Source organism: uncultured Ellagibacter sp. (assembly GCF_934617235.1).
Lineage (GTDB): Bacteria > Actinomycetota > Coriobacteriia > Coriobacteriales > Eggerthellaceae > Ellagibacter.
The window spans coordinates 13,767-29,098 of sequence record NZ_CAKTTZ010000017.1; the positions used below are offsets into that span (position 1 = coordinate 13,767).

Consider the following 15,332-nt stretch of genomic DNA (forward strand, 5'->3'; position numbering starts at 1 on the left):
GCTAGTATTCAGCTGATTATTACGTCTCATTAGACAGAGAACTAATGGGTTGGGATAAACTACAGAGGTGACTTACGTATAATGTACCGATCAAACAAGGCGCCTTTCAAAGGAACGCTTACCAGTAAGGCATTTTCGATATTCCTCGCATTGACGCTTTGCGTGCCCACAACGCTTGCGGGCAACTTGTCCCACGTGCGGCAAGCGCAGGCAGACACGTCTGCCCCTCAGGAGCAATCGACGAGCGGCGATGCTCTCGATTCCGCTTCCGATGGTGTTTCTGTCGACGAAGCGGCCGACTCCGTGCAAGACGCGCCTGAATCCCCAACGTTTGCGTCTGCTTTTGACTGGAGTGCTCAGTACCAGGCGCTCACGTTGTCCTCGAAAGGACTCAAGGTCGACGCGCAGAAGCTCATCGATAGCGCGCGCGAGTCCGGCGCGGCTCCCTCTTCGGGCGACACCCAGGTGCAAGCTGTTCAAAGCGGCGAATCCCAGCTGGTCGGTTCTCAGATGGCGGCCCCAAGCGGCGCTGCCCAAAGCGAGCTCCCCTCGATGATTCCCGCCACGCTCGATCTTTCGTTTGAGCTCGACCCCTCGGCATGGATCGGCGATTCGGACGCGGACCTGTCCGCAGGCAATCAAGACTCTGCAACCGCTTCTTCTGGGGTGAGCGATCGCAGGGTGATCGTTCCCGGCGATTGGTTCTCGGTTAAGCTTCCGGAAGGGCTTGAGATAGCAGATGAAACGCTTGCGCTCGACGTGTTCCAAAACGACGAGCAGGGTAACGCCACAACGGTGAAGATTGCCGAAGCGACGTGGACGGGCGACAAAATCAAGGTGAGCTTCGTCGCCCCGGTCGACACCTCTTCAGATGCCGCGGCGCTTGACAGCCAAAGTATGAAGCAAGCATCGAGCGGCGATGGTCCGACGACTTCGACACTCGCCGCGTCCGTGCAGCTCCCCGTCACTTTTTCATCCAGCCTCGTTCAGGATACCCCTTCCACTCTCACCTGGCTGCTGCAGCAGACCGCGACGGAAAGCCGCAGCGCGGAGCTCTACGTGCCTTCGAAGGGGGATCTCCTGTCGTTGATGGGTCCGGTTCCGAACGAGGGGCAGTCGAATTCGAGAACCAAAGACGAAGTCATCAAAATCCAGCCCTCCTCGAAGCGTGACGGCGCAGCGTCGTTTGTGACCCTTTGGGCAGACAACAATTCGGGGTCGCGCCCATCAACCGCCGAAATGATGAACAGGCAGGAGTATGGTCTCTACTTTCAAATAGAAGGGGATGACACGTCCTATCGTCTTTACGAGACGGATAACGCGGGCAATCACATTGTCTCTCAGGACGCGATGCGGCTTCTGGGCATGACTCAGGAAGATCTCGACAATTTAAGAAACCCCGATACCGATTGCATCGTGCAGGTCGCCCGCAAATCAACCAACTCCTACGAGGCAAGTGCGTCGGAGCTCTATTCCCAGGTTGTTATCACAACGCAAGAGATGGATGAAGACGGCAGCCCCGCGCTTGACGACGAGGGCAATCCAATCTATAAGGAGACTAGGAAAAACATCACCTGGTCTATCAAGCACGATGGGGTGAACGAGGGGGAGACGGCATACGACGGAGCCTACATCGATGCTTCGCGGGAAGATTACCCAGGCTACATCAACGATGGGCAAGAGGTAATGCAGCTTTTGGGAGACGTCGTCTTCAACTTCACGTTGCGCATCGGCGATGAGGCGAAGCAGTTAGCGGATCTGCCCGAAGACGAGCGTCTTGATACCTGGTTTCGGAAATGGGGCGTTCACCAAAAGCTAATCCTGAAGAAAAACGTCAACGGCAAAGAAGAGGACTTCTCTGAATTGATAGGGGGTCCCGAAGCGGACAACGAGCTCTATCGCGCTTTGAAGGATGGCTCTCTCGACCTGTCGATTTCCAACGACGGGCAGACCGCCGTACTGGGGCCAGCGCGTTGGCCGATGTACCACCCCGATGGATCGGCGTTTGTGTACAGTCTCCAGCAAGAAGAGGCAAAGAGCACCAAAACGTTCCCCGACGGCAGCACGTATTCAGATTACTATCAGGTCGTTTACAACAACCTCAACACCTTGCACTACGGCTCGGATACTACGGAAGTGCACAACAACGGCACGATGATCGTAACCCATAAAGGAGATACGCGCGTCGATGCCCATAAGCTATGGCTCGACGACGATGCGTCCGAGCGTCCCAAGACGAAGTTCTCGCTTTGGCGCTACTCGCTGCGCGATGGGGCGGGTCCCGATAGCGCGTCTCAGGTGACGACCCGCGACGACGGAGGCTCTTACATAACGCTTACGCTCTCTGCGGAGGAAAGCAAAGAGGCGGGCGACAGCGCTATCGATTTGGGCGAGCTGTTTCGCGAGCAGTACCCGGATTGCTCGATCGCGAAATACGACCCTGCTGGCTATCCTTATGTCTATCTCATTCGAGAGGAAGGCGTGTCGGGCTACGAGACCCTGTTCGGATTAGGCGTCTCAGAAGACGGGTCGGCGACAGGTGATACGGGTGCGAACTACTACAGCGCCGACTTCGAGAGCACCATCGCCGCAGGGGGCGATGCCCTTCGCGCGGACGGAGACGAGTCGCTTTATATGGGCGGCACCATCATCAACCGTCGTTGCGAGACCACGAAGCAGACGCTTGCCAAGACATGGGAGGCGGGGTCGTTCCAAGATCAGCTGGCAGACGTCGAAGTGACCTTCCAGCTTGAGCGTATACAAAAAGAGCATGCTAAGTTCGATGAGGATCGAGGCTATTGGGTTGCCAATGGCGATACCTACGAGGTGACGGACCCCGACACAGGTGACACGTTCCAGTATCCCTACGATTTTCAGTATTGCGACGACGTTCCGCATGATGCCCAGTTCAAAATGGTGACAGGATGGACATCCGAGAACCTGACGCAAGAGGTGAGTGCTGACGTTCCGCGTTACGACAAGGACGGCAAAGAGTGGGTCTATCGCTGGAACGAGGTTTCGGTAACCAAAGCGGGCGATCCCATGAGCTATTTCATGCAGGATACCGACCCCGATACCGGGCTTGCGCTTATCTCGGGCGACTTCTTCGTCTTCTCTTCCATCACTGATGCTCAGGGTGCTAACGTCCCGCTTCACTTCAAGGGAGAATACGACAAAGAGCGCGGGGTGCTGGTGAACCGCTATGTCGATGAGACGACTGCCCAGATGCAAAAGTGGTGGTGGAACGAGAACTCCCAGGATTACACGCAGGATACGAACGACTTGGGCTACGAGGCTCGACCCGTTACGGTAACTCTGCTGCGGAATAACGAGGTTTTCGGAGAATTCACGGTTAGTGGGACGCAGTCCGAAAAGCGGGAAGTTACCTCAAAAGATAACAGCACGGCGTTTTTCTGTCAGGAAACCACGCCATGGGTGATGGACTTCACGGGTTTGCCGAAATACGACGAGAACGGCTCGGAATACGATTACATGGTCGTCGAAGGATCGATGGGGTATTTTCAGCAGCACCAGTACACGCATGAAGACCCCGAAACGGGTCTTCCGAACGTGACGAAGATCTGGAACAAGCCCGGTTCCGGCGGCTCGCTTATTCGCGTCAGCAAAGCGTGGGAGGACGGGGGGAACACCTCTGCCCGCGTGCCTGTCAAGGTGGGCATTTTCGCCAAGCACGACATCTTCGAAGACGGCGAGCTGAAGTATACGCAAGACGCGAAGATCGGCGAAGCAACCCTTTCTTACGAAAACGCCTGGTACGAGGAATGCTATGTTCCAACGAGCGGGCTCAGCCAGGAAGACGATGTCTATATCCGCGAGTTGTCGGTAAGCGATGCCGATTCGGCGAGCAATAACTACGCCATTGTGACGCGCGATGATGTTCTCGCTGCCCCCGAAGGCTCCAAGCACAAAGATTTGCTGGTCAATTGGCCGGAGACGAACCAGAACAACCCCTTCAACGAGCGCATGGTCGGATTCGCCCAAGACGGGGGACATGCGTATATTTACGAGGTCGACTACGGCACCGACGGTGTCTTAGGCTCGCTTGAGGTGAGGAACAAAAGAATAGGCAACGTGAACATCGCCGTCGATAAAAGCTGGACCGATGCGGGGGCAAATCCGAGTGAGCGCCCGAGCGCGTGCTTTGTTCTCTCTTCGACAAATGCCGGCGTCTCCTTTCATGCAGATAATGCGGGCGACGTCTACGTGACCGCAGGTGACGACCAGGCGGCGTCGAAATCATACGTGTTCACCTCCTCGAATCTGCAGGAGACCGCTATCTATAACACGAAAGTCAATCCTGATTGGGTGTGGCTTGCCGATGAGAACGGCAACAGGGTCGAAGGCGATGAGGGGGCTAAGCTCGTCGTACGAATCGACAGCTCGACGGCGACATCGCGCACGGCGTTTGCCCTATTGCCGAAATACGACGCCAAGGGATTTGTCGTCGACTGGAACGTTGAGGAGGCCTGGCTCGAGGATAGTGGCGACTATTCCTCGGTGAGAACCAGCTATACGTGCGACTATAGCTCGAAGTGGCACTATTCTGACTCGATTGCGGCTTCCTACAACAACAAGCGTGTCCAAACGAAGGACGTCACCTTCTTCACTGCCTGGTACGACGGTTATGTCAACGAAGTGCTGAATCAGCGCCCCGACGTTTTTCTCACGCTGTGGCGCCAGGTGTACCAATATGATGCCGACGGTAATTTGGTGATGGACGCCGACGGCGTGCATCCGCGTGCCACGCTGGAAAAGGTGACAGGCTATAAAAACTATTCTTGGGAAAGCATCGACGACTACCACAGCTCAGCGACTATCAGAAACCTTCCCCGCTACGACAGCCACGGCAAGGAGATCGTGTACTACGCAAGTTGCCGCATCGGGACCTCTGAAGATGCAGCAAAAGGCCTCGATTATACGGATCAGTGGCTTACCTACAGTGCCAACGACCCTGATCCAGGCAACCCCAAGTGGGATCAGGCGAGCGTCGAGGTCTCTTCTGCGGTCAACAAAGTGTCCGTTGGCTCGGAAGCCGAAGGGGGCATGGTCGACGCGGTTCGAGAGGACGGCACCTTCAACTTCAAGATCGAGAACTCCATCGATGTCAGCGGAGAGAAAATCTGGCGCGATCTGCCCTTCGGCTTCGACGAGGCAGACTTGCCCGGTATTTCGATTTACCTGCAGAGAAGGCTCGCGAACGGGACCTACGACGAGGCGGGCAACTGGGTGCAAGGGGAAGCGCTTCCTTGGCAGGACCTAAAGATCAGCAAAACCGCTGACGGCGGGTATTCCGTCGCGTCCGTTGACAACGCCGCCGATGGGGCCGGGGTGGCTGATGGCAAAACGGCTGTTGCCTGGACGGGCGACGTCAAGAAAAACGCATCTGGTGGTTATGGCTACTCGATTTCCTCCTACGGCTCGAATGCGGAAGGCGTCACGCCCGACGCCGCGAACAGCCTGCCGCGATATGACCAAAACGGCCATTTGTACGAATATCGGGCTACCGAACTGGTTCGAGGTCTCGAGAACAAGCCTGGCGGCTTCACGGCTGACGACCTTGCCGAAAACGGGGCGGGGCAATCGGCCGATAGCGTTTTCGTCACTTCAGGTACTCCCGGCTCGTACCGCGTCATCAACACATACCAGTCTGATACGGGAAAGCTGACGGTGAAAAAGCTCTACGAAGGCATGGAACCGGGGGACGAGGTTCCCGATACCACCTTCACGCTCTATCGCTACTACGTGACCCGCGATGGAAAGCGAAGCACAGCCGAGCGCGTTGCCTCTCACACCCTTTCAGCTGGCGAAATAACCACGGCGGTTTCCGTTGACGGGCAAACGGGCGCAGGCGTTCAGACCGGAGTCGGGCACTACACCTTCGACAATCTGGAGGTGTACACCCCGTCCGGCGAGTACTGGGTGTACTACATTGCCGAAAATGGCATAGACGGCTTCCAAACGCTTGTCTCCTTGGGGGACAAAAGCCTTTCGGACGCAGATTTCTCATGGGGCAATTTGCTCGAAAACGGCTCCTGGGGATCCCCCGATCTGGGAGAGCCTCAGTACAACTACGATAAGGGAGCTTTCGACCAGCCCGAAAAGACGATAGTCGCCAACGACGAGACTCCCGATGTCACGTTCAGGAACTCCTACTATCCCGAAGACACGCTGACTTCTTTGCAGGGAAAAAAGACGTGGCAAGATCAGGGCAACGCGTTCGGCTTGCGCCCCGAGGACATCACCCTTCAAGTGACGCGAACGTATCAAAACGGTATTCCCGATGCACAAGGGCAGGCACAGGGGATGATCGAGACCATGAGGAGCCTCGTGGGGCTCGACTCGAGCTCTCCGACAGGGGTCATCGAGCTGCAAAGCGATAATGCCGAGGCGCCCAACTATCTGCAATGGAACAAGTCCGCCGATGCGAACACCTGGGTATACACCATTTCCAATCTTGAGCAGTATGCGCCAGACGGCAAGCCGTGGCGATATACGGTGAAAGAGGTATTGCCCGATGGGTCGCAGTATCTCGTCGACGCCACTAGCAACGGCGGTACGGTAAGCGCCGACAACCATGGCGAAGGCGGTTTTGTATCGGTGCCGACGATTGACAACTACCTGAAGGGCAAGTTGACCGTTGTCAAGAAATGGGACGATGACCTTGATGCCGATTGGAAGCAGCGCCCAAGCTTGACGGTTCGCGTGCAGGCCAAGGTCGAGGGCGGCGAGTGGGGCGATGCGGGCGAGGTTTTGAAGACGCTCGGCATCACCGACGAGAGCGGGAATGCGCTTGCGGGCTTGGAGGTGGGTGGAAAGTTCCAGCCCTTCGAAAAGACATGGCTTGCTACCGACAAGAAGAACCAAGGTGTCGGCGAATACTCTTATACGTGGAAGAGCCTGCCCACCCTCTACTCGACCGCGGGCGGGCAACGTGAGATCTCCTGGCGAGTGGTCGAGTCGAAGCTGACATACGACGCGGGCTCGGCAAAGCAGACCGAGGTGCCGATCGCATCTCCCGACGAGACGGGCTCATACCTTGCCTACAAGCCCTACCAGCCTTCTCAGAGTACATCTTCGGAGACTAACGAAAAAGGCGAGCTGGTCTCGACATCGGAGATAACGAACACCTTGAATACCACCTCGATTTCGGTTGTCAAAACATGGGACGACGGGGACAATGAGTGGGCTTCGAGGCCGGGAACGCAGCATGCGGGCGATACATGGAACCTCACGTATGCGCTGCAGCGCACAACTACCCCATCGGATGCTTCCTCGTGGAGGTGGCTGAGCGAATACGGAGCCGACATCGAGAATCCCTTTGCCGACGATCAGGGTAGCTTGAACCCCAAGCTGCTTATGGTCGTGCTTTCCGGAACAGAAAATTCGGCATCTGCCACGTTTGGGAACCTTCCCGAAACCGATCCTTCGGGCACGGCGTATGCCTATCGTCTGGTGGAACAGGTCAAGGGAAGCTATAGTGCGAGCGGCACACCTGTCGCAACGAGCAAAGACGGCAAGGTGCAGCTGGTCGCCTCGCAGGAGGGTCAAGCGGCGAGCGAATTTACCAATCGACTCAATACCATCGACATCACGGGTAAAAAACTCTTCAACGACTACGGCACGGGGATGGCCCCTCAGAGCATCGAGCAGGTTCAAGACGTGGTCAAACTCAAGGTGCAGCGCTCTGTCGATGGAGCGTCTTGGGTCGACGCGTCCAAAGATGGGGGCGTTGCGGACGAACCTATGTGGAAGCAAGTTGACGGGACGTGGGTTTATTCGTATTCCGGCCTGCCCAAAACCGACCAGGCGGGCAATGTCTACCGCTACCGCGTCATCGAGGTTGGCGACTGCGCGTCGGGCTTCTACGAAAGCTATGCAGACGATGCCTCTGTAGATGGCCAGACGGGCAATGTTTCAGCGGCTACTATCACCAACACCTCGACCAGCTTCACAATGGACAAGGTCGGCGACGACACCACCGGGTCGAGGGGCGAAACGCTTACCGGCGCAGCGTTTGAGTTCTGGCGGGACGGCGAGCGATACGCCCGTTGGCAGCGCGATGACGAGGGCTCGGCCAGCAGTGTCGTTTGGCCTACGGGCACCTCTTCTCAGTCAAGCGACCCCGGCATTCAGATGCAGGGGGCGAATCAGGGTTTCATAGTCGGCTTGCCGGCTGGCACCTACACCGTGAAGGAGACTTCTGTTCCCGCGGGGCATGTGAAAGCCGCTGACTTTGCGATAACGATCGCCGCCGACGGCACCGTGGCATCCGCTTCCGCCTCGAGAAGCGATGTCGCCGTGACCGTCGAGGGCAACGTGGCGACGGTGACGGTAACCGATGCTGTGGTTCGCGGCGAGGTCGAGCTGTGCAAGTACTATGATCACAACGGCGACCAGGTGCCCGTTGCCAAGATGACCTTCGACCTATACAAAGGCATATATGACGAGAATGCCGAAAACGGCGGTGGCGTGTGCATAGCCACGGGACTCGTCACCGATAGCAGCGGCTCTTGGCGTTCACGTGATGACGCCCAGGCGGTCTATAAGAACACAGGCGAAGCGTTCGCCGAATTTGCGAAGTACTACCAGCGTGCGAGCGATGGCCTGCCGGAAGGGAGCTATTACTTCATAGAGACGGGGACGTCGAGCAACACGATCGATGCGCAAGGAAAGTACTTTGCGTTTGAGATAGCCCAATCCGAAACGTCGCAGCCTTCTGTGAAACTGGATGCGGAAAACGACGAGTTCAACGCTGCTGCAGAACTCGAGAAAGTTAACGCGGAAACGGGGGCGGTGATTTCCGGCGCTCAGTTCACTCTGAGCCGAGACGATGGCACGGAGAGTGGCAGCCTCATAGCTTCCGGGCTCGAATCGGGTAAGACCTATGCGCTTGACGCGACCGGGTCCAAGGTTGAGTCGAGTTCTGCCGCTGAGGGTGGAATGCTCAAGCTGACCGGCCTTAAGAAAGGTTCCTATATTCTGGCGGAAACGCGCAACTTGGGGTATTCCCTGGGCGATGAGGCGCCAATACAGTTTACGGTCGACAACGACGATAGCGGCGCCACGCTTTCGCTGGGCACTGACGGAAAGCTTTCAAACATGCCGCTGCACGGCGCGATCCACATGGAAAAGATTGACTCTGCGACTGGAAGCGGAATCTCAGGGGCGGAGTTCGCCCTGGAACAGAAGGGTTCCGATGGAACATGGGCAGTCGTTGCCGAGGGAATCGTTTCCGGTAAGTCATATCGAGCAAACGTTGCCGACGACGGGTCGATCATCTCGCTGACCGAAGCTGTACAGACGGAGGGCCGCGCCTCGTACGAGAGAGGTGCACTGCTTGTTACCAATTTACCGTGGGGCACGTATCGCTTCGTGGAGACGAAGGCGGCTGCGGGTTACGCGGGCGTCGAGGATGGGCAGTGGGCGGTTTCCGGAGAAGCAACAGTGAGCGCCGAGAACGTCGAGGCGACGCTGACCACCCCGATTGCCGTTGGGCAGGTCGCCAACTCCCCAATCGACTTCAGCATTCGCAAGACCGATCCGAGCGGAACGGTTGCGCTTGCGGGTGCGCAGTTCAGGGTCGTGCCGAAGGAAGGGTCGGCTTTCGCTGACGGCGCAGCTACAAAGGAATTCGAAACGGATGCCTCTGGCAACGCACAGCCCGTTTTGGGCTCGACCTCCCTTAAGGGTCAGCTTATTGCGGGCAACAGTTACGTTGTTGCCGAAACTAAGGCACCTGAAGGGTTTTCGCTTCCTGAAGCGAGCGAGATCGAGATTGTCATTTCCGATGACGGCGTTGCCACTTGTGCAGGTAGTGCGCTTCCCGAGGGTTGGGACCTCTCTTCCGATGGGAGCGCAAGCGTTCTTACGGCTAAGGACGAGCCCACGAGCATCATCGTGTACAAGCGAGACCAGAACGGTAACCCTCTTCTTGGCTCGGAGTTCAAGATAAAGGGCGTTTTCGCGGGCGGCGCCACAGAGATGACTATAGCTCCCGAAGGCGATGGCGCCTCCGTCGTTACCACGGGGCTTCTGATCGCGGGCAACGTGTATACCATCGAAGAGACAAAAGCGCCCATCGGATACGAGAAGCTTCCTAAGGCGACGTTCAAGATCGCGGCGAGCGGGGGAATCGAGCCGATCGGGGTTCTCCCCGCTGGTTGGCAGCTAGCCGATGGTGGAGCAATCGTCACTGCGGTTGACACGCCGATAGAGGTTGTGCTTGCGAAGAAGAGTTCAACTGGCTTGAACCTTGGCAACGCGACCTTCTCCATTGAGGGCGAGTTCCGAAACCAAGATGGCGAGGTCGAGCAGGCGACGAGGCCCTATACCACGGGATTGGACGGGACGGTCCTCGTCGACGGTCTGCTCTCAGGCACCCGCTATACGCTCAAGGAGACGCAGGCTCCCGCAGGCTATATTCTCGATGACTCGTTGCTCGAGTTTACGGTAAAAGAAGATGGCACGGTCGAGACGCTTTCGCCTCAGACGGATCATGGGTTCAGCGTTTTGAACGGGCAAACGGTGACGATAACCAAGACCGATGATGCGGTGAGCCTTCAGCTGGCAAAGCTGGGCGCCGACAGCGGGGATGCTCGTCTGACGGGCGCGGAATTCACGGTCGAGGGCTCTTTTGCCAAGGATGCGACGAGTGGTGTTTTGGAGCAGCGCACATTCGAAGGTTTGAGCGTCGACGAGGTGAGCTCTCTTCGCTTTGCCACGGGGCAGACATATATCCTTACGGAGACCAAGGCGCCTGCCGGCTATGAGCTGATTGAGGGCAGCCTGAAATTCACGGTCGCCGATGATGGGCGAATCTACGAGGGAGACACCGACGCTTCGTCGGTAAGCAACGGGGAGTATCGCCTGCTTGGCGATCATCTCGGCATCGTGGCCGTTGACCAGCCGATTGAGATTGAGCTTGCTAAGTTCGGTTCGGACAAAGGAACGGATACCCCGGATAAGGCACTTGCCGGCGCCACTTTCCGCATAGGGGGAGTTTTTGCCGATGGCGAAACGGGCGTGGAAACCGTAAGGGAGCTATCCATGGAAGGGGGTACGTGTACGCTTCGGCATCTCGTGGCGGGTAACGTCTACCGGCTTTGGGAAGTGGCTGCCCCTGCGGGCTATAAGTTGATCGAGGGCACGTTGTCCTTCAGGGTACATGCCGATGGAACCATCGAGCAAGTCGATGCGGAGGAGTCGTCGTTCGCCAACGGTTCGATGAGCATTGCCGAAGACGCCGTTTCGGTGCAGGCGGTTGACGATCCCATCGAGCTTTCCCTGGTCAAGAAAGACGAGGCTGGCGATAAGCTGCTGGCTGGTGCCGTGTTTAAGGTAACGCCCGTCGGAGGGTCCTCGTTTGCGGACGGAACGACCGAGTCGAAGGTGTTGGCTGCGACCGGCGCGGATGGCAAAACCTCATTGAGTGGTCAGCTTGTCGCGGGCAGCTGCTACGAGATAACCGAGGTATCGGCGCCTGCAGGATACACGGTTCCCAACAAGTCGCTTACCGTTGAGGTGGCAGCCGACGGGACCATGAAGGCGCAAGGGAGCGTTCCCGTCGAGTTCAAGGCGACCACTTCTGAAGTGGGCGCAACCATCATCACGGTTTTCACGGGCGAAGTATGGGACGATCCCACCAGGATGCACGTGCAGAAGGTCTCTTCCCTCAACGCGCTGGAAAAGCTGGAAAACGCGAGCTTCCTTCTTTCGGGCGTGTTTGCAGACGGGACGGCTGAGCGTAGCCTGACGACCGATTCCAACGGAATGGCCGAGCTCGACAAGGCGCTTTTGATTGCCGACGGTAAAACCGTATACACGCTTACCGAGACTTGTGCGCCCGAAGGGTATAGGATCAACGCCGAGGCGTTTACGTTCACCGTGGCAACGGACGGCTCCCTTGTTCCTGTGGCTGGCCAATCCGCCGATGCGGGGTACTCGGTGGTGGGCGAAGGCGGCATCGTGGTTTCCGCTGAGGATTATCCTATCGAGCTTGTGATCCAAAAGAAGGCGTCCGATGGCTCTGCTGACAGCGCTATGAAGGGGGCTCGCTTCACGATAACACCGAAACAGGGATCTGCCTTTGCCGATGGCACGACAATGCCGAAGGAATTCGAGACCGATGAGAGGGGACTTGTTTCCTGCATAGCCCAATTGGTCGCAGGTGGTTCCTACGATCTTGCGGAGACTCGGGCTCCCAAGGGTTACAAGCTCATCGAGGAGACGTTCACCTTTACGGTAAACCCTGATGGCACGATCACTGCGGGGTCTTCCGCTGGCGAAGGGGAAACCTCGCCCGCTCCAGCTGCATCTCAGGCAGGGTGGACTATTTCGAACGGTGCGGGCGAGGCGCGCGTCATCGCTGTCGATGCCCCACTTAAGGTGGGTGCCGTAAAGCTTGACGAGGGGGGCAGTGCGCTCTCTGGGGCGCAGTTCTCTCTCGAGGGAAACTTCCCCGATGGCTCCACGAGTAAGTCATTCGTCTCCGACAGCGCCGGCGTTCTCTTCTCTGGCCTGCAGCTCATCGGTTCAGATGAAGGGGAGCGCTATGTCTTGAGGGAGGTTTCGGCGCCTGCTGGCTACCAAGTGCTCGACCCTGTAACGCTGTTGGTTTACTCCGATGGCAGGCTGGCGTTGGGCGCTGACGTTTCTGCCGACCTTGCAGCTCATGTGACAATTTCGGAGAGGGAGGGCGCCGCGTGGGTAGCCGTAACGGACGATCCCGCTCCTTCTGATGGGGAGATATCGGGATCGGATAGCTTGGCGAAGACGGGCGATGCACCCCTGGCGCAGGCAGCTCTCGTTGTTCTCGTTGCCTCGGGAGCGGGCGTTGCCATTGCTCGCCGGCGCCGAGGGACTACTCGGCGGGCGAGGTGATTTAAGGGAAGGCATCGTCGGCCGTCTCCGAGCGTATGCCAGTCGCATGCGGGATAGAAGGCAAGCTTGCTTTAGGGTTCGATAGGCTTGTGTTCACGCGAAAACGCCCTCGTCGGAGGGCGTTTTCGCTATCTGCGGTCTTCGAGAATCTTAGAATAGCTGTAGGGCTATCGCTTACGATAATTTGCGCTGATACATGATGAAACGGCGCCTTAGTAGAAGAACGTCAGATAATGGAAGCGTGTTTGGCCATACAGCACGCCCATGATGCAGGCAATGGTACCCACCAGCAATGCGCATAACCATATATTGCCGGTCTTCTTGTAGATGAAGGTGGAACCCAGTACTGCCACCGTCATACCAACTGGCATGCCCCAGATGCGTTGGGTATCAAGCGCCATGTTCCAAATCAATCCAGTATCAGCAGGCGAACCGATGGACTGCAGCCACCACTTCACTGCTACGATGGCTACAACAGCGGCGATGCCCAGCACCAAATTGACTGCCATGGCGATGAACAGGTCCTTGGTCTCGTTGCCCGTAGAGGGGAGACGACGGATGATGTTCATGTCGAAGGACAGGAACACGAATGCGATCAAGAACACTGCAAGATACGGTAGATAGGACCCGATTTTATCGACAGGCAGGTCTTTCACGCCAAAGAACCATGCATAGAAATCGGTTCCGGTGATCGTCAGTTGAGCCTGCATGTACACGAATCCGACAGCAATCGCGATGGCGGCAACCAGGGCGCTCTTCGCAATCATGCCAACTACGGAGAGAACGCGCTCTTTGCGGCTTGCCTTCTCGGCGTAATTGTGAGGGGTTAGGCCAAGGGTGTCGACGGTTATGGTCTTCTTCTTGCGTTCGGTTGCCATGAATACGATAAAGCCGAGGATGCAAACGATGGTCAGACCGATGATGATTCCGAATCCCATGTTCGAATAACCCAGGTTGAACCCTGCGCTGTACAGGTTGTAGGCGATTCTTCCGCCTACGATACCGAATGCGTCGGTCTTGATGACCACATAAGGAATCAATAGGGCGATAAGCGATGCGATGATCAGGCCCATGCCTCGGAAGCCGATGTTGCGGGCAAGCGGACGCCTTACTGCAGCAAATGCCGGGACCTCCTCGATGAGCAACAGCGCGGTGGCGAATACGAACGCCGCCCAGGCGAATACGCCGAGTAATCCCGTATAGTCCTTGATGGGCCACACCTGGTCGTTGGCGTCGATGTAGTTGGGTACTGCATCGCCAATGACCTCCTGGCCATATTTCAGGAGATTGCCCACTGTAGTGGTGCTAACGAACGCGGCCTCGTGAATACGTTCGGGCTCCGAGATGAAAATGAAGCCGCTGCCGTCGGCAATGGAGCCGTATTCAGTATTCAGCTGAACTTCTGTGGCATCCTGGTAATCATCAAAATGATGCAGGACGGGCAGGGCGCGTTTTTGAGTGGTTTCCCAGCGAGCTTCTTCGGTCTTGCCTAATTCCACGTCGCCGGTCAGCGTGACAATAGCGCCGTCATATTCCGTCCAATACTGATAGTTATCGAACCCTTCGGTGATATAGCGTCCGGGTGATGCCCCCAAGATTGCGTTTGCGTCGTATTTGGCGCCAAGACCGCATGCGGCGTTGTTACCCATGGAGTGACCGGACGAGATGATGTTCTCGTCGTCAACGAAGGGTAATTGCAGCATATACCGATAGAAGAAATCGGCCTGATCAGTAAGCGCACGCTGATCTCCGTCGCCTGCCAGGATGAAGTCGTTCGGGTCGAGAGAGCCGTCGAAATAGCCTTCCGAGTCTCCTGATCCGTACAGATCGGGTACCACCACGACAAATCCGCGGCGGGCGAACTCCGTCGCCCAAGACTCATGGTTGCGCGCGTTGCCTGCGTTGCCATGGAACATTATGATGGCAGGTGCTGGTGTCTCGTCGGTTGCGTTGTCCGGACGGTATACAAGTCCACTATATTTTGCTCCGTCGTCGCCTGGAATGGTGACGCGCGTGATGTCGACTTTCCCCCAGCTGCTGATGACTCCCCAGTTGAGCACCGAGGATACCAGTAGGATGGCAAGCGTGATGCACCAGCCGATTCTTACGTTCTTGCGGCGGCGTTTGCGCTTTTCTGGGTCGTAGTAATCGGTTCGCAGCTTCTCATCCATAAGCCGGTCTTTTTCGGCTTGCGCTGCTCTCTTCTCCTGTTTATTCATTGAACCCCTTTGTTCCTTGTTTACTGATGGTCTGCGCCTTTCCCTCCTTTCTCTAGGCGCTTTGACGGTTTCCCTTACGAGCATTGTTTTGATTGAGAGGCATGGGCGCATCCATCGGGCGGTTTATTCGGGGCTATTTGACTAAATTGAGCAATGTAAACCTTGTATCAGCCGGAAAACCAATAGAATTTTTCAGGGGGAGAAGATAAGGAG

Annotated in this window: 2 protein-coding genes; one reads left to right on the forward strand and one right to left on the reverse strand. The window is 56.9% G+C overall.

The genetic code is table 11. The annotated features are described in order from the left end of the window. Window positions 1–81 precede the first annotated feature (81 nt). On the forward strand, window positions 82–12,900 hold the full coding sequence (locus Q0G85_RS04785) for a SpaA isopeptide-forming pilin-related protein (protein WP_297155242.1): 12,819 nt from the start codon (window positions 82–84) through the stop codon (window positions 12,898–12,900). A gap of 212 nt (window positions 12,901–13,112) precedes the next feature. On the opposite strand, the gene Q0G85_RS04790 is transcribed toward Q0G85_RS04785, so the two are convergent. Then, a complete protein-coding gene (locus tag Q0G85_RS04790) occupies window positions 13,113–15,119 on the reverse strand; it encodes an alpha/beta hydrolase (RefSeq protein WP_297155244.1) in 2,007 nt (668 codons plus the stop codon). Between the last annotated feature and the right edge of the window lie 213 nt (window positions 15,120–15,332).